Origin of the sequence: Albibacillus kandeliae (assembly GCF_003116585.1) — a bacterium.
In the GTDB taxonomy this organism is placed as follows: Bacteria; Pseudomonadota; Alphaproteobacteria; order Rhodobacterales; family Rhodobacteraceae; genus Albibacillus; species Albibacillus kandeliae.
Window position 1 is genome coordinate 190,837 of sequence record NZ_QEHM01000004.1, and the last position, 16,157, is coordinate 206,993.

Here is a 16,157-nt window from a genome sequence, read left to right on the forward strand (position 1 = left end):
TTGAAATTCCGGGCACGGTGCGCGCAATCCAGTCACGGGACCCAGGCGACCTGACGATGATCCGTCCCGGTCATCCCGGCCCGCAGTGCGCGCCTCATAAGGCTAACATGAAAACCAATTATCTCAATAAAGCGAACGCCGGGACCGGCGGATTGCCAGCCCCGGCGCTCAATGCACGGGCAGTCATTATCGCTCCGGTCACCGACCCCCGAAGGGCCGGTTTCGCTCAGATGCGCATCCGCGGCACGTCGTTCGGGTCGAGCCTCAGCTCGATCAGGACAGGCCGGTCACGCTGCTCCAGCCCCTTCAGCGCCGCGTCCAGTTCGGTCATCGAGGTCACCATGATCCCCTGCCCGCCCAGCGCGGTCGCGACCTCGGCGAAAGAGGGCCAGTCGAACTGCGTCAGGCTCGGGTCCATCTGCCGGTCCATGAACTGGATGTGCTCGGCCCCGTAGGCCGAGTCGTTGGCGACGATCACGATCAGGTCCAGCCCCAGCCGGACCGCCGTGTTGAATTCGTTCAGACCGCCCATCATGAAACCACCGTCGCCGGTGAACAGGACCACCGGGCGGTCGGGCGCCGCGACACCCGCTCCGATGGCCTCCTGCAGCCCAAGGCCGATGGAGCCGAAGTTGGCCGTCACCACGAAACTCTGCGGATCGGGCGCGGTGATGCGGCACCAGACCTCGGTCATGAAGCGGCCGCCGTCGGTGACCAGCACGCGGTTGCGGGGCAGCGCCTCTTCCAGCCGCTCCAGTGCCTGCACGTAGTTGACGCAGCCATCGGCAGTCTTGTCGGGCCCGATGGGATGCAGGCGCAGGGTTGCCGTGTCGAGTTCGCGGGTGAAACCGCTGGGCGCGATCTCGGCCTCGTCCAGCCAGTAGAGGATGGTATCGGCAGTCAGCCCGGCATCGGCCAGCAATGCGGCATCCGGATGCACGCCGCCCCCGATCGCCGTCGGCTCGATGTCGATCTGCACGATCCGCTTGTCCTTGGTCAGCTTGCCACGGTCGGTGGTCAGGTCGTTCAGCCCGGCGCCGAAACAGATGATGCAGTCGGTCTTGGCAATCAGGTCATAGGCCGCCTGCGTCGACAGGGTGCCAAAGATGTCCATGTCGTAGGGGTGGCCGGTGAACAGCCCCTTGGCCTTCAGCGTCGTGGCCAGCGGGGCCTCCAGCCGGTCGGCCAGCTTGATGATCTTGTCGCGCGCGGCGACTGCACCCGCCCCGGCGAGGATCAGCGGGCGACGCGCCGAAGCGATCATGCCGATGGCCTCGTCAAGGATGTCCCCCTCGGCCACACCGCCGGGCGCGCTGAACACGTCCAGCACGCGAACCTCGTGGTTGATGTCCTGCCACATGTAGTCGGCGGGCATGTTCAGCACGATGGGGCGGCGCTCCACCCGGGCGCGATAGAAGGCGCGCGCGATATCGGCGCCCACGGTGTTGGGCGCGCGCACCTGCTCGAACCCGGCGCCGGTCGCCTTGACCACCTCGCGCTGGTCGATGCTCTGCGGATGGCGGGGGTTCACCACCGGCGTATCCCCGGCCAGCAGGACCACCGGGATATGCCCCCGCGCCGCCTCGGTCAGGGCGGTCACGCAGTTGGTCAGCGCCGGGCCGTGGGTCACCGTCGCCACCCCGACCTTGCCCGCCACATGGGCATAGGCCAGCGCCATCAGCACACAGCTGCCCTCGTGCGACACCGGAACAAAGCGCCCGCCGCACTCCCTCACAAAGTGGTCCACCATGAACAGGTTCGCATCGCCCATCAGGCCGAACATGGTGTCGACGCCGTGGTCGCTCACCGCCTGCGCAATGGATTGATAGACGTGGATCTTGCCGCTCATGTGGTCCTACTCCGATGATGCCCTGCCGTTGATACCCCCAAGCTGGTGCGGAAAGCGCGCATTAAGCAGCCCCGACAGGTGAATTTTTGCGTGGGCTGAGAGTGAAACGGGCGTATGGCGCGTTTTTCATGCATCCCCCGCCTGCTCCTCGTTCGCCGCCTCGGCCCGTAGCCAGGCCACCAGGCTCGCCACCTCGCGCCGTCGGCTGTTGCGGCTGGCGGGCAGCACAAGGTAGTGCCCCTGCCGCGCGGGCAACGGCGCCGCCGCGGCGCGGACCAGCCGTCCGTCGGCCAGGTAGGGCCGTGCAAAGACCTCGGCGACCAGCGCCACGCCAAGCCCCCGGCACGCCAGTTCCAGCGCGATCAGCGACTGGTCGACCTTGTAGGCAGGCTCCGGCGCCGTCAGGCCGGGCAGATGGTGGGCAAAGAACTGCTGCCAGCCATCTACCACCCCGACCAGTTCGATCAGCGGCGCGGTGACCAGCGTATCCGGCACGCCATCCTGCACCCGCCCCGCCGTGCCGACGGCAATCACCTCGCTGTGCATCAGCGGCAGCACCTCGCCATCGGTCCATGTGCCGTCCCCAAAGCGGATATCGACGTCGATCTCCTCGCCCTCCGGCATCTCCGACCACGAGGCCGAGAGGAACCGCAGGCGGCTCTCGGGAAAGGCCGCCCGGAACCGCTCCAGCCTCGGCACCAGCCACAACAGGCTCAGCGAGCTGACGCAGCGCAGGGTGATCTCGGCCTCCGCCGCCTTGCCGAACAGGCTCGATGTGGTCGCGTCGATATCGGCAAAGGCCTTCGCCACCACCGGCAGATAGGCCTGCCCAAGCCGTGTCAGCTGCAGCATCCGGTGCTCGCGCCGGAACAGCGCGTGACCCAGCTTCGCCTCCAGTCCGCGCACCTGGTAGCTCACCGCCGAGGGCGTCAGCCCGAGTTCCTCGGCGGCCAGGGTAAAGCTGCCGAGGCGCGCGCTGGCATCGAAGGCGCGCAGCCAGCTCAGAGGGGGCAATTGGCTATACATTGCGTCCGAGAGTAGCCGAGAATTTTTTCGAGGTAATGGCAAAATTTTTTTCGTTTTGGTTTCGGCGGAAGGCTTTGTAACGGTTGTGCGACACCACTCCTGACAGGCAATTCCCCAGTGAGAGAATACGACTACATCATCGTCGGCGCAGGCTCGGCAGGCTGCGTCCTCGCGGAACGTCTGAGCGCGTCGGGACGCAACCGCGTGCTGATCCTCGAAGCCGGCGGTCGAGGCCGGTCGCCCTGGATCGCGCTGCCCGTGGGCTACGGCAAGACCTACTTCGACCCGGCCGTGAACTGGAAGTTCGAGGCAGAACCGGAAGAGGCGCTCGGCGGACGTCGCGCCTACTGGCCGCGCGGCAAGGTGGTCGGCGGTTCCGGGGCCATCAACGCGCTGGTCTACGCGCGCGGCCTGCCCCGCGACTTCGAGGACTGGGAAGCCGCCGGCGCCAACGGCTGGGGCTGGGACACGGTGCGCGCCACCTACGAGGAGATGGAGACTCAGATCGGCGCCGATGGCCAGCGCAGGGGCAAGGGGCCGCTGCATGTCCAGGACGTCTCCGACCAGATCCACCCGGCCACGCGCCACTATTTCGCGGGCGTCCGCGAACTGGGCCTGCCGGTAACCGAGGACATCAACAGCGACACCAACGAAGGCGCCGCGATCTACCGGATCAACACCAGCGGCGGGCGGCGGATGCACTCGGCCCGCGCCTTCCTGTCGCCCGCGCTCCGGCGGTCGAATGTCACGCTGATCACCGATGTCATGGTCGAGACGATCCAGTTCGAGGGCCGCCTCGCCGTGGGCGTGAACGCGCGTGTCGGCGGCAAGCCCGTCAGCTATCGCGCCGGACGCGAGGTGATCCTCGCCGCCGGGTCGGTCAACTCGCCGCGCCTGCTGCAACTCTCGGGCGTCGGTCCCGCCGACCTGCTGCGCCAGCACGGCATCGCCACGCTGCTCGACCAGCCCAACGTGGGCGGCAACCTGCAGGACCATCTCGGCATCAACTACTACTTCCGCGCCACCGAACCGACGCTGAACAACGCCCTGCGCCCGTTCCACGGCAAGGCGGCGGCGGCGCTGCGCTACATGCTCACCCGGCGTGGCCCGCTGGCCCTTTCGGTCAACCAGTGCGGCGGCTTCTTCCGCTCCACCCCCGACCTCGCCGAACCCGACCAGCAGCTCTACTTCAACCCGGTGACCTACACGCTCACCCCGAACGGCAAGCGCACCGTGGTCCAGCCGGACCCCTTCCCCGGCTTCATCATCAGCTTCCAGCCCTCGCGCCCCACCAGCCGGGGCCGCATCGACATCAGCGGCCCGAACCCGATGGACCGCCCGCTCATCCGGCCCAACTCGCTCAGCACCGACAGCGACATCGCCGAGGTGCTGGCCGGGGCCCGGCTGTGCCAGCGCATCATGCGCACTACGGCCCTGCAGAAGCTCGTCGAAAGCGCGATGGAACCGAACCTGCTGACCATGGACGACGACGCCTTGCTCGCCGACTTTCGCCAGCGCTGCGGCACCGTGTTCCACCCGACCAGCACCTGCCGGATGGGCAGCGACCCGGCGACCTCGGTCACCGACCACCGGCTCAAGGTGCACGGGCTCGGCGGCCTGCGCGTGGTCGACGCCTCGGCCTTTCCCAATGTCACCTCGGGCAATACCAATGCCCCGACGATGATGCTGGCCCACCGGGCCGCAGACCTGATCCTGGAGGACGCATGACCACCCCCTATTCCGCCTCGGGCGCCGTCCCCGTCACCTACGACCGGGGCAGCGACGACACCGGCCTCCGCATCGACAGGATCGAGACCTTCTGCACCCCGCTGATCGGCTTCGTCCGCGTCACCGCCGAGGACGGAACACAGGGCTGGGGCCAGGTCTCGACCTACAGCAGCGACATCACCTGCGAGATCCTGCATCGCCAGGTCGCGCCCTGGGCACTGGGGCGCGGCATGGATGCGCTGGAGGCGGTGATCGCCGAGATCCCGCTGCGCGAGCACAAGTTCCCCGGCACCTACCTGCGCCGCGCGATGGCGGGGCTCGACACCGCCGTCTGGGACTGGCGCGGCAAGGCGGCGGGCAAGCCCGTAGCCGAGCTGCTGGGCGGGTCCGCCGGGCCGATCCGCGCCTATGCCTCCTCGATGCGGCGCGACATCACGCCAGAGGACGAGGCACGGCGGATGACCGACCTGCGCGAAAGGTTCGGCTTCGACGCCTTCAAGGTACGGGTCGGGGCCGAATGCGGGCAGGACCGCGACGAATGGCCGGGCCGCACGGAAGAGATCATTCCCGCGATCCGCAACGCGCTCGGCGACGATGCAGCGCTGCTGGTGGATGCGAACTCGGGCTTTTCACCCGCCCGCGCCATCGAGGTCGGGCGCATCCTCGAAGACAACGGCTACGAACATTTCGAGGAACCCTGCCCCTACTGGGAGCTGGAACAGACCGCCGAAGTCGCCCGCGCCCTGATCATCGACGTGGCGGGCGGCGAACAGGACTGGGACCTGCAGAACTGGAAACGGATGATCGCGCTGAAATCGGTGGATATCGTCCAGCCCGACATCCTCTACCTCGGTGGCATGATCCGCAGCATGGAGGTGGCGCGCATGGGCGCGGCGGCAAACCTGCCCTGCACCCCGCACGCGGCCAACCTGTCGCTGGTGACGCTGTTCACCATGCACCTGCTGCGCGCGGTGCCAAACCCGGGGCGCTATCTCGAATTCTCGATCGAGGGCGACGACTACTACCCGTGGCAGCGCGGGCTCTTCGTCGAAGATCCCTACACGGTGCGCGACGGTCAGGTCACGGTCAGCGATGCCCCCGGCTGGGGTATCGAGGTCACGCCGGAGTGGCTGGCCCGCTCGACCTACAAGTGCAGCGCGCGCTAGGCGCGCCGCACCGGAACGGGGTCAGACCCCGAGGCAGTACCGCATGACCGCCTTCTGCGCGTGCAGGCGGTTCTCGGCCTCGTCGAAGATCACCGAATGGGGCCCATCCATCACCGCGCTGGTCGCCTCGTCGTCACGATGCGCCGGCAGGCAGTGCATGAACAGCGCGTCCGGCTTGGCATGCGCCATCAGCGCCTCGTTCACCTGGTAGGGGCGCAGCTGGTTGTGGCGCCGCTCGCGCGCGGACTGCGGGTCATGCATCGACACCCAGGTGTCCGTCACCACGAGGTCGGCGCCTGCGACGGCCCGCTCGGGGTTGCGGTCGATGGTGACCGGCCGGCCCTTGGCCGCAGCCCAGTCGAGCCAGGTCTTTTCCGGGTCCAGCGTCTCGGGGCCGGTAAAGGTCAGGTCGAAGCCGAACTGCCCGGCGGCATGGGCGAAGGAGGCAAAGACGTTGTTGCCATCGCCGGACCACACGACCTTCTTGCCCGCGATCGGGCCGCGATGCTCTTCAAAGGTCATGACATCGGCCATGATCTGGCAGGGATGGGTGCGGTTGGTCAGACCGTTGATCACCGGCACGGTGGCGTGTTCAGCCATTTCGAGCAGCGTCTGTTCCTCGAAGGTCCGGATCATGATCAGATCCACATAGCGCGACATCACCCGCGCGGTGTCGGCGATGGTCTCGCCGTGACCCAGCTGCATGTCGGCCCCCGAGAGCACCATGGTCTCGCCGCCCATCTGGCGCACGCCCACGTCAAAGGACACGCGGGTCCGGGTCGAGGGCTTTTCGAAGATCAGCGCCACCATGCGGCCCTTGAGGGGCTGGTCGTCGTCGGGCGCTCCCTTGGGCCGGTCCTTGCGCGCCTGCTTCATCGCCCCGGCCTGATCGATGATGCCCCGGAGATCCTCCGGGGAAGTGGTGTGGATATCGAGAAAATGGGTCATCTGGTCATGCTTCTTGTCTGTTGGCGAGGCGGGGGGCCATCTGCCCCCCGCACCCCCCGAGAGTACTTTCGGAGAAAAGATGTCAGGCCGCCGCGCTGGCGGACTCGACGGCGCTGGCCGCGGCATCGAGGCGGGTGACGGCCTCGGCGATCTCCTCCTCGCTGATGGTGAGCGGCGGCAGGATGCGGATCACGTTGTCGGCGGCCGGCACCGTCAGCACCAGATTGTCATAACCCGCGGCCACGATATCGGTGTTGGGTGCCTTGCACTTGAGGCCAAGCATCAGGCCCGAGCCGCGCACGCTCTCGAAGACCTCGGGGTGATCGGCGACCAGCCCCTCGAGCTTCTGGCGGAACAGGCCCGCCTTGGCGTTGACCGACTCGAGAAAGCCCGGCGCAGTCACCTCGTCCATCACCGCGCAGCCCACGGCACAGCCCAGCGGGTTGCCACCATAGGTCGACCCGTGGGTGCCCGCGGTCATGCCCGAGGCGGCCTCTTCGGTCGCCAGAACGGCCCCGAGGGGGAAACCGCCGCCGATGCCCTTGGCCACCATCATGATGTCGGGCGCGATGCCGGCATATTCATGGGCAAAGAGGCGTCCGGTCCGGCCCACGCCGCACTGCACCTCGTCGAGGATCAGCAGCAGGCCCTTGTCGTCGCAGAAGGCGCGCAGCTTCTTCAGGTCGGCATCCGGCAGCGGGCGGATGCCGCCCTCGCCCTGCACCGGCTCGATCAGGATCGCGCCGGTGGTCTCGCCCACGGCGGCCTCGAGCGCGTCCCAGTCGTTCCAGGCGAGGTGGACAAAGCCCGGCAGCAGCGGGCCAAAGCCCTTGACCATCTTCTCGGTCCCCGCTGCCGCGATACCCGCAGCGGACCGGCCGTGGAACGAGCCGTCGAAGGTGATGATATCGGTCTTTTCCGGCTTGCCCTTCTCGTACCAGTACTTGCGCGCCATCTTCACCGCCAGCTCGCAGGCCTCGGTGCCCGAGTTGGTGAAGAAGACAGTGTCGGCAAAGGTGTGCTCGACCAGCCGGTCGGCCAGCGCTTCCTGGTTCGGGATCCGGTAGAGGTTCGAGGTGTGCCAGAGCGCGTTGGCCTGATCGGTGATCGCCTTGACCAGCGCCGGATGCGCATGGCCCAGCGCGTTGACCGCGATGCCGGCTCCGAGGTCGAGGAAACGTCGGCCATCCGCCTCGATCAGCCAGGAGCCTTCGCCCTTGACGAAGGAAAACGGCGCGCGGTTGTAGGTCGGCAGAACGGACGGGATCATAGGGATCATCCTCTTGGGAACAGAGCCTTCATGGTTGCCCCATGTCAGGCGGTGACGTCAATATCGTGAGTTCGGGGGGGCCTGCAGAGTCGCAGGCCGGGAGCATAGGGGCGCGAGCGCTGAATCTCAGCGTCGGCGTCGGACAATCGTGGTGATCGCGTGAATGCTCATGCGGCGGCTTATAGCGCCGCACCGCCCTTGCGGAAAGAGGAAAAATCGTCGGCCCCGAGGATCCGCGCGGGCGTCCAGGATCGCGCCCGGCGGTCCCGGCGCATGTCGGCGGTTTCCTCATCGTAGACCGTTGGGCGCGGCGGCGCGACAAAGGCCCCGGCCTCGTCCAGCGCATTCAGGATCGCGATCGCGGTGGGCGGCTCGGCCCGGGCCACGGCGGCCACGTAGACACCGCAGCGGGCGCAGAGGTAATAGTCGGCCGTGCCGAGCCCGAAGCTGTAGCGCGAAACGGCATCGGGTACGATCAGACCCAGCGTGATCCGCCCCCCGGGGTCGGTGATCGCCCGCGTGGCGTGCTTGCGGCAAAAGCTGCACTGACAGGCCCGCACGGCAATCTCGCCCGGATCCCGCTCTGTCTCGAAGACCAGCGCCAGCGCGCCGCAATGGCAACCGCCCGCGTAGCGTCTCATCAGTCCCCACGCCAGCGGTCGAGCCGCTGCATGCCCCGGGTCATGAGCCAGGCCAGCGGGCGCGGCACGCGCTTCGCGACCAGCATCTCGATGCAATGGGCCTGGAACTCGGCAAAGCTGGCATCGGGCGCACGAAAGGCCCCGTTGTCGTAGCAGTGCGAGCAATAGGTCCGGCTGCGGCTGCCATCGGCCTCGGCACCCCCTCCCAACGGGTCCCGCGACAACGGCATCCCGCAACTCTGGCATTTCGCGCTCATCGCCGTCTCCCTGTCTCGGCCGCCCCCGTCAGCATGGCGGAGCCGCCCCTGACCGGTCAACTGCACGTGGCCCCTTGCCGAGGTGCAGGACCCGCGTCATAGGCGGATCATGACCCAGCAGACCCCCGATAACCCGCTGCTCGCGGCGCTGATGATCAGCTCGGCCACCGCCTTCATCGCGGCGACCACGCTGATCGCCAAGGCTCTGGCGACCGGCGCGCTCGGCCCGGCGCTGCATCCGCTGCAGGTCAGCCAGGCGCGCTTCGTTTTCGCCTTCCTCGTCTTCGCAGGTTTCTTCCTGCTGCGCCGCCCCGGCTTCAAGAAGGTGCACTGGGGCCTGAACCTCGGCCGCACGCTCTGCGGCTGGGCCGGGCTGACCCTGATGTTCACCGCGGTCACCCGGATCCCGCTGACCGACGCCACCGCGATCAGCTTCCTGAACCCGGTCTTCGCCATGATCCTCGCCATCCCGCTGCTGGGCGAAAAGGTCGGCCCCGTGCGCTGGACCGCCGCCGCCATCGCCTTTGCCGGGGCGCTGATCCTGCTGCGCCCCACGCCCGGCAGTTTCCAGCCCGCGGCCCTGCTGGCACTGGTCGCCGCCGGGTTCATGGGGCTCGAACTGATCTTCATCAAGACACTGTCGCGGCGGGAACCGCTGGCGCAGATCCTGCTGGTCAACAACCTGATCGGCGCCTGCATCGCCAGCGCCGTGGCCTTTCCGGTCTGGCAGACACCCGAACCGCTGCAATGGCTCGCCCTCGCCGCCATCGGGGTGATCATGGCCTGCGCCCAAGCCCTCTTCATCAACGGCATGGCCCGGGCCGACGCCTCCTTTGCCGCGCCCTTCAGCTACTGCACGCTGATCTTCGCCGCGCTCTACGACTTCCTCGGCTTCCGCGCGGTGCCCGACGCGGTATCGCTGCTCGGCGCCGCCATCATCCTGTCCGGCGCGCTGCTGCTGGTCCTGCGCGAGGCCCGGGCCCGCCGCCTCGCCGTCCCGCCGCCCCTGCCCCCGGCCAACACGCCCTGACCGACCGGCGCCGCTCCGCCCGATCCCGGAAAGGTCGCAAAACAACCCGCCCCGGTGTCGCTTTCGGCGGGGACAGGCCGCGCCGAAAGCGCGAGAGCGGGGTGGAGAGGAAGACGACCCATGCATGAACGCCGCATCCCCGAATGGCTGCGCCACCCCCCCGCCCCGGGCATCCGGGGCTTTGCCACCCTCGCCGGGCTCGAGGCAGTGGTGCGCGGCATCCTGATCTCGGTCTTCCCGATCATCATGTACCGCGCCCTCGGTGCCGCCGAGACGGTCTCCTCGACCTATTTCGTAATCGGTATCGTGTCGCTCTGCACCGGCCTCATGGTGCCCTGGCTGATCCGCTTCGTGCCGCGCCGCTGGGTCTATACCACCGGGGCGCTGTTCTACGTCCTCGGCTCGGCCCTCGCCATCGCGGGCAGCCCGACGATGGTCGTCGCGGCGCTGGCGGCCAATACCGTGGCGACGGTCACCACCTTCGTCTGCTTCAACGCCTACGTGCTCGACTACGTGGCCCGGGTCGAACTGGGCCGGGCCGAAACCGCGCGGCTGTTCTACAGCGCCCTTGGCTGGACCATCGGACCGGTCGCCGGGGTCACCCTGATGCGGCTCTGGGCACCCGCGCCCTTCGTGATCTCGGCCGTCGCCGCCCTCACCATGCTGGCGGTGTTCTGGTACATGCGCCTCGGCAACGGGCGGCTGATCACCCGGGCGACGCGACCGCCGCAGAACCCGCTGGCTTTCCTGCCGCGTTTCTTTCACCAGCCCCGGCTGGTCGCAGGCTGGCTCTTCGCCGTGATCCGCTCCTGCGGCTGGTGGGTCTACGTGGTCTACCTGCCGATCTACGCCATCGAATCCGGCCTCTCGCCCGAACTCGGCGGCATCGTCCTGTCGATCACCAACGGCTGCCTCTTCGGCACGCCACTGATCCAGGCCTGGATGCGACGGCGCAGCCTCAAGCAGGCGGTGCAGACCGGCTTCGCCGCCGCCGGAATCCTCTTCCTCGCCGCCGCCGCGCTCTCGGGCCTGCCGATGGTCGCCGTGGCGCTGCTGATGCTCTGCTCCTGCTGGCTCATCGTGCTGGACGTCTGCGCCGGGCTGCCCTTCCTGATGGCGGTGAAACCCTCGGAACGCACCGAGATGTCGGCGGTCTATTCCAGCTTCCGCGACGTCTCGGGCATCATGACCCCCGGGGTTGCCTGGGCGGTGCTGCAGGTGACCCCGCTCTTCGGCATCTTCGCCGCCGGGGGCCTTGCCATGTTCACCGCCAGCGCCATCGCCGCGCGGATGCACCCCCGCCTTGGCCGCGCCCGCGGCGCCCAGCCCGCCCCCGCCGGGACCTGAGCGGCACCGCCATGCCTTGTAACTCGCCCCGGAGTGACTAGAATAGGGGACTGTCGAACAATCGGGAGCGGCCAGCGGGCCGCTTTTTATCTGGAAAGGCCTGCGATGTCCTGGACTGACGAGCGCGTTGAACTGCTCAAGAAAATGTGGAGCGATGGCCAGTCGGCCAGCCAGATCGCCAAGGAGCTGGGCGGCGTGACGCGCAACGCGGTGATCGGCAAGGTGCATCGCCTCGGCCTCTCGAACCGCACCGCCGGCGCCCCCGCGCCCGCGGCCAAGCCCGAGGTCAAGTCCAAGCCCGCCCCCGCCGCCAAGGCGGAACCCAAGGCCAAGCCCGCGCCCAAGACCGAGGCCGCCCGCCCGGCAACCCCGGCGCCCGAGACCAAGTCCGCGGTGCCCGCCCGGCGCCAGATCATCCCCGCAGGCCAGCCGCTGCCGCCGCAGCCCTCGGCCAACGAGATCAGCCCCGAGGCGCTCGCCAAGGTCAACGAGGTCGAGAAGAAGGCCAAGAAGATCAGCCTGATGGAACTGACCGAGCGGACCTGCAAATGGCCCGTCGGCGACCCGGCAACCCCCGATTTCTGGTTCTGCGGCCTGCCGGTGCAGGCGGGCAAACCCTATTGCGAGGCCCATGTCGGCGTCGCCTTCCAGCCGATGAGCGCACGGCGCGACCGCAAGCGGTAACGCGGCCGGAACCGCCAGGGGGCGCTGCCCCCGTCGCGCGATGCGCGACTCCCCCGGGATATTTCGAAACCCAAAGAAGCCGGTTCCGCGCCGTCCTTCTTTGGGTTTTCAAGTATCCCGGGGGATGAATTGGCCGCAGGCCAAGAAGGGGGCAGCGCCCCCTTACTCGCTCGACGGCGCGGGCGAGGTGTAGTTTGGGATCGGGCTCTCCGAGGCGGCCCCGGCCTCGATCCCCGGCCAGTTGCCCTCGGCCAGCGAGATGTTGCCCGGGATGTCCTCTTCCCAGAAACCGACCACGTTTTCCGTGATGTTGAGGTAGAGCCTGTCATCGACGATCCGCCAGAGGGTCGGGTTGCCGGGCACCTTTCCGCCTTTCGACACGCCATAGGCGCAGTGCCCGTCGTATTGCGGCGCATAGCGCGCCGGATCCTGCAGGAAGGCGGCGCGGTTCTCTTCGCTGGCGAAGGCGAAGGTGGCGCCGTTGTATTCTGCGGTGATCGACGCGCGGCCCGGCAGCGGTTCGGGCTGGTGCTGCCCCACCGGCGACTGGTCGAGGGCGCGGTAGGAGACGACGTCGTAGCCGGAGACGGCAAAGCCGGTCTCGTCCACGAACTGCGGTCCCGCATGGGCCGACACGCCCCAGAGCGCGGCGAGCGCGAGCGTCAGGGCGGTGGTGTTTCGTGCTGTCATAGGAAGGGTCTCCTCTCCGGGCCGATCCGCCCGGCCCCCTGCGCAATCAGGATAGGCGCCCGGCTTCAGTGCGGGGAGCCCCGCTGACGCATCCGTGACGAGGGCGGCGCGGGCGTGAGGGAAAGGGCGCGGATTGTTTCAGCTCGGCCATGTTCGCCCCTGCCGAACTCGCAGCAACAGCCCGGTCTGAAACATTTTCGCTGCAGCGCAATATGATTTGAATTGCAAATCAAATTACTTTTCCCTAGATACGACTCATGCCCGATCTCTCCTCTCCCCGTGCGCGCTTCGGCCTGCGCTTCTCGATGCTCGCCCGCCGCTGGCGGCAGGCGCTGGACGCCCATCTCGCCGCCTCCGGCATGACCGACGCAACCTGGGTGCCGCTGGTGCACCTCGAGGACAGCGGCGGCGGCATTGCCCAGAAGGACCTCGCCCAGCGGGTCGGGGTCGACGGCTCCAGCCTCGTACGCGTGCTCGACATCCTCGAACGGCAGGGCCTGATCGAGCGCCGCCGCGACGCCAACGACGGCCGCGCCCGGCTGCTGTTCCTGACCCCGGCGGGCGAGGCGCGCGTCCGCGAGATCCGGACCGAACTGATCCGGGCCGAGCAGGCGATGCTGGCCGGTCTCGACGACGCCGCACTCGAACGGATGCTCGAGGGAATCGCGCAGATCGAAACCAATCTCGCCGCGCGCATCGCAACCGGCGACAAGGAGACCGCCGGATGAGCGCGTCCACCCAACCCCTCCTCTCCGCATCTGCCGGTCGCATCGCAACCGCCCGCCGCCTGCTGCGGCGCGATCACTTTGGCGCCAGCCTCGCCCTTGCAAGGCAGGCCTCACTCGGCAATTCTGTCCTCGCCGGGGCCCAGACCGCGGTGACCGCGGGCCTTGCCGTGCCGGTGCTGCACTTTTCGCCCTGGCCCGAGCTGACCGGCTACGGCGCGCTTGGTGCGCTGGTCGCCCTCTTCGCCCGCTTCGCGCCCCGTGGCCGTCGCCTCGGGCTGCTCTGGCTCTGCGCGCTCTGGCAGATGCTGGCGGTGCTCTCGATGTCTGCCCTGGCGGCGCTGGCGCTCCCGATGGGGATGCAGCTGCTGGCGCTGGCGCTGGCCTGCGGGCTCTTCTACCTGCTGACGGCCAGTTCCGACGTCGGCGCGCCCGGCGCGCTGATCTTTGTCTTTGCCGCCGGGGCCGCCCTGCATGGCGAGCCGACGCTGCCGGAGATCGCGGCGCGGGGGGCCGCGACCGCTGCGGTCGCCGGTCTCGCCCTGCTGGTCTGCGCCCTGACCGAGGGCTGGCGTCCGCTCCCGAGCGAAGCGCGCCCCTTCCCGGCAGAGCCGCGCCGCCCCCTCTCCCACCGCCTCTTCGCCGCCAGCCGCATCTGCATCGCCACCGCGATCGCCGGGCTGGCCAGCCATGCCTTCGGCGCCGATCATCCGGTCTGGGCGGCGATGGGCGCGCTGGCGGTGCTGCAGGGCGCCTACCTGCACGTGAACCTCAGCCGCGCGGTGCAGCGGATGGCGGGCACGGTGGTGGGGTCGGTCCTCGCCTGGGTGATCCTGCTGCAGGAGCCCGGCCTGTGGGAGATCGTGGCGGTGATCATGCTGCTGCAGCTGCTGACCGAGGTGGTGATCGGCTTCAACTACGCGCTCGGGCTGATCTTCGTCACCCCGATGGCGCTGGTGATGACCTCGCTCGCCACCCCCGGCGCGGCGGGCGCGGCGATGGCGCCCGAGCGGGTTCTGGACACGCTGCTCGGGGCCAGCGTCGGGCTTGCGACCGCGATCCTGCTGTCGACGCTCGACGACCGGCGCCACCTTGCAGGGCTCGGCGGCGCGGCCGCCTAGCGCGGCTCAGCGCAGGATCGGCGGCTTGGCCGGGTCGCTGCCGGGCGCCGCGCGGACCATCTCGGGCTGCTGCGGCACCGGCAGGTCGAACCGCAACCCGGCCCGGGCGAGACTTGCCGCGATGGGGTCGGAGGCGGCGAAGAAGCCGACATCCAGCGCCCCCGCTTCGATCCCGGAGAAGGTGAGCGCCTCGCCGGTGGCATTGGCGAGCGCCGATTTCGCCCCGTCCACCGCATCGACAAAGGCCAGCATGTGCCCCTTGGCCCCGGTCTCGTAGGTGACCCCGACGAGATAGGCGGAGGCCGCCAGCCCCGTCGCCGTCGCCAGCTTGGTGTCGAGCGCGGCGACAAGGCTCTCGGGCAAGCCACGGGGCGGCGAAACCTCGGCGATCTGCGCCTCGATCTCGGCCGGCACGTTGCCCAGCGTCTCCACCAGCCACGCGATCGCTTCGGCAGGGATCAGGATGGACGACGGCGCAACCTCGAGGTTCAGGCCCAGCCCGATCCCCTGCGTCACCAGCATCTGCGCCAGCGCCCGGCCCGACATCGCCGCGTAGGGCGCCGGGCGGCCGGCAAAGGCGGCCAGCCGGTCGGGGCGGTCGAAGGCGAGGACAAAGGTGCCATCCGCCAGTTCGAAGACCTCGGGGCTGATGCTGTCGCCATCAGCCTCTTCGGTCAGCATCAGGAACAGCTCGCCATCGGCGAGGCGCTCATAGAACCGCAGGCGGGCCGCGCCATCGTCCGGGGCGGCCTCCATCGCCGCGTGGGCGGTATCGAGCGGGGTGATGTCGCTCACGTCTGTCTCTCCTTCACAGGATCTCTCGGACCCGGGCCCGCAGCACCGGCAGCAGGTCGGCCTCGAACCAGGGATTGCGTTTCAGCCATGCGGTATTGCGCCAGGACGGATGAGGCAAGGGGAAGACGCGCGGCGCATGGCGGCGCCAGTCCGCGACGGTCTCGGTCACGCCGGTCCTTGCCCCGATGTGCCACTTGTGGGCGTGGCCGCCCACCAGCACCATCAGGTCGACGTCCCCCAGCGCCTCCATCACCTCGCCGTGCCATGTCCTGGCGCAGATCGGCGGGGGCGGCAGGTCGGCCTTCCTGGCATCGTAGCCGGGAAAGCAGAAGGCCATCGGCACCACCGCGACCCGGTCCCGGTCGTAGAACGTCGCCTCGTCCATGCCGAGCCAGTCGCGCAAGCGGTCGCCGGACGGGTCGGTAAAGGGCCTCCCCGACAGGTGAACGCGCGCACCCGGCGCCTGCCCCGCGACGAGGATGCGCGCGCCGGGCCGGAACCACGCGACAGGACGCGGCGCATGGGCGGTATGGGTCGCGGCAAAGCGGTCCGCGCAGAGGTGGCAGGCCCTAATGCGGGCGATCAGATCCTCACCGGGGGACTGGGCCGGGGCAGTGTCATGGCGCATGCGCTGAATGTGGGGGGCCGCGCGGGCGGCGTCAAATGGCACATTCGGGCCGCACCGGTCGGCAATCGCGGCGAAGGGGTCGCAACACCCTTGGACACAGCTTTGTCTTTACGACATAATATGGTCAATATCGGCCTCTAGGCACGGTATATGGAGCATTAACACACCTCTGCTAAAGAGGGATCCGAGGCGAAAGCGACCGTAGGGACGGGTTCGCGGGAACAGGGCACGCGGGGACGGCAGCGTAGGCGA

16 protein-coding genes are annotated in these 16,157 nt (G+C 68.7%); 7 read left to right on the forward strand and 9 right to left on the reverse strand.

Annotated features, from left to right (window positions below):
• Positions 1–226: 226 nt before the first annotated feature.
• Together DDT93_RS11600 and DDT93_RS11605 are read right to left on the reverse strand one after the other, a co-directional pair.
• A complete protein-coding gene (locus DDT93_RS11600; RefSeq protein ID WP_109466008.1) occupies positions 227–1,849 on the reverse strand; it encodes a thiamine pyrophosphate-binding protein in 1,623 nt (540 codons plus the stop codon).
• Between the two features lie 126 nt (positions 1,850–1,975).
• Positions 1,976–2,875: a LysR substrate-binding domain-containing protein gene (locus DDT93_RS11605; RefSeq protein WP_109466009.1), complete on the reverse strand. Its 900-nt coding sequence runs from the start codon at positions 2,873–2,875 to the stop codon at positions 1,976–1,978.
• Between the two features lie 117 nt (positions 2,876–2,992).
• On the opposite strand from DDT93_RS11605, the gene DDT93_RS11610 reads away from it, so the two are divergent.
• Together DDT93_RS11610 and DDT93_RS11615 are read left to right on the forward strand one after the other, a co-directional pair.
• The gene (locus DDT93_RS11610; RefSeq protein ID WP_109466010.1) at positions 2,993–4,603 is read left to right on the forward strand and encodes a GMC family oxidoreductase; all 1,611 of its coding nucleotides are present in this window, start codon (positions 2,993–2,995) and stop codon (positions 4,601–4,603) included.
• On the forward strand, positions 4,600–5,769 hold the full coding sequence (locus DDT93_RS11615; RefSeq protein WP_109466011.1) for a mandelate racemase/muconate lactonizing enzyme family protein: 1,170 nt from the start codon (positions 4,600–4,602) through the stop codon (positions 5,767–5,769). The genes DDT93_RS11610 and DDT93_RS11615 overlap by 4 nt, the downstream gene beginning before the upstream one ends.
• A gap of 21 nt (positions 5,770–5,790) precedes the next feature.
• On the opposite strand, the gene argF is transcribed toward DDT93_RS11615, so the two are convergent.
• The 4 genes from argF to DDT93_RS11635 form a co-directional block, all read right to left on the reverse strand.
• On the reverse strand, positions 5,791–6,717 hold the full coding sequence (argF, locus tag DDT93_RS11620) for an ornithine carbamoyltransferase (RefSeq protein ID WP_109466012.1): 927 nt from the start codon (positions 6,715–6,717) through the stop codon (positions 5,791–5,793).
• Positions 6,718–6,799: 82 nt separating this feature from the next.
• The gene (locus DDT93_RS11625; RefSeq protein ID WP_109466013.1) at positions 6,800–7,987 is read right to left on the reverse strand and encodes an aspartate aminotransferase family protein; all 1,188 of its coding nucleotides are present in this window, start codon (positions 7,985–7,987) and stop codon (positions 6,800–6,802) included.
• A 179-nt stretch (positions 7,988–8,166) separates the two neighbouring features.
• A complete protein-coding gene (locus tag DDT93_RS11630) occupies positions 8,167–8,628 on the reverse strand; it encodes a GFA family protein (RefSeq protein WP_109466014.1) in 462 nt (153 codons plus the stop codon).
• On the reverse strand, positions 8,628–8,885 hold the full coding sequence (locus tag DDT93_RS11635) for a zinc ribbon domain-containing protein (RefSeq protein WP_109466015.1): 258 nt from the start codon (positions 8,883–8,885) through the stop codon (positions 8,628–8,630). Before DDT93_RS11635 ends, DDT93_RS11630 begins: the two co-directional genes overlap by 1 nt.
• 109 nt (positions 8,886–8,994) lie before the next feature.
• Here DDT93_RS11635 and DDT93_RS11640 point away from each other — a divergent pair, with 109 nt between their 5' ends.
• The 3 genes from DDT93_RS11640 (at position 8,995) to DDT93_RS11650 (ending at position 11,946) form a co-directional block, all read left to right on the forward strand.
• The gene (locus tag DDT93_RS11640; RefSeq protein WP_109466016.1) at positions 8,995–9,915 is read left to right on the forward strand and encodes a DMT family transporter; all 921 of its coding nucleotides are present in this window, start codon (positions 8,995–8,997) and stop codon (positions 9,913–9,915) included.
• Between the two features lie 120 nt (positions 9,916–10,035).
• Entirely contained in the window at positions 10,036–11,262 is a 1,227-nt protein-coding gene (locus DDT93_RS11645; RefSeq protein WP_109466017.1) for an MFS transporter, read from the forward strand.
• A 105-nt stretch (positions 11,263–11,367) separates the two neighbouring features.
• Positions 11,368–11,946 carry a GcrA family cell cycle regulator gene (locus DDT93_RS11650; RefSeq protein WP_109466018.1) on the forward strand — a complete coding sequence of 193 codons (579 nt, stop codon included), beginning with the start codon at positions 11,368–11,370 and terminating at the stop codon, positions 11,944–11,946.
• Between the two features lie 162 nt (positions 11,947–12,108).
• Here the strand turns inward: DDT93_RS11650 and DDT93_RS11655 are convergent, their stop codons facing one another.
• Positions 12,109–12,636 (reverse strand): YHS domain-containing (seleno)protein, encoded by a 528-nt coding sequence (locus tag DDT93_RS11655; protein ID WP_109466019.1) that lies wholly within the window; start codon positions 12,634–12,636, stop codon positions 12,109–12,111.
• Positions 12,637–12,893: 257 nt separating this feature from the next.
• On the opposite strand from DDT93_RS11655, the gene DDT93_RS11660 reads away from it, so the two are divergent.
• Positions 12,894–13,364 carry a MarR family winged helix-turn-helix transcriptional regulator gene (locus DDT93_RS11660; protein WP_109466020.1) on the forward strand — a complete coding sequence of 157 codons (471 nt, stop codon included), beginning with the start codon at positions 12,894–12,896 and terminating at the stop codon, positions 13,362–13,364.
• Positions 13,361–14,482, forward strand: a complete 1,122-nt coding sequence (locus tag DDT93_RS11665; protein ID WP_109466021.1) for an FUSC family protein — start codon at positions 13,361–13,363, stop codon at positions 14,480–14,482. Before DDT93_RS11660 ends, DDT93_RS11665 begins: the two co-directional genes overlap by 4 nt.
• A gap of 6 nt (positions 14,483–14,488) precedes the next feature.
• Here DDT93_RS11665 and DDT93_RS11670 read toward each other — a convergent pair whose 3' ends face one another.
• A complete protein-coding gene (locus DDT93_RS11670; protein WP_109466022.1) occupies positions 14,489–15,277 on the reverse strand; it encodes an SseB family protein in 789 nt (262 codons plus the stop codon).
• A gap of 13 nt (positions 15,278–15,290) precedes the next feature.
• Positions 15,291–15,905 (reverse strand): uracil-DNA glycosylase family protein, encoded by a 615-nt coding sequence (locus DDT93_RS11675; RefSeq protein ID WP_109466023.1) that lies wholly within the window; start codon positions 15,903–15,905, stop codon positions 15,291–15,293.
• Positions 15,906–16,157: the final 252 nt, after the last annotated feature.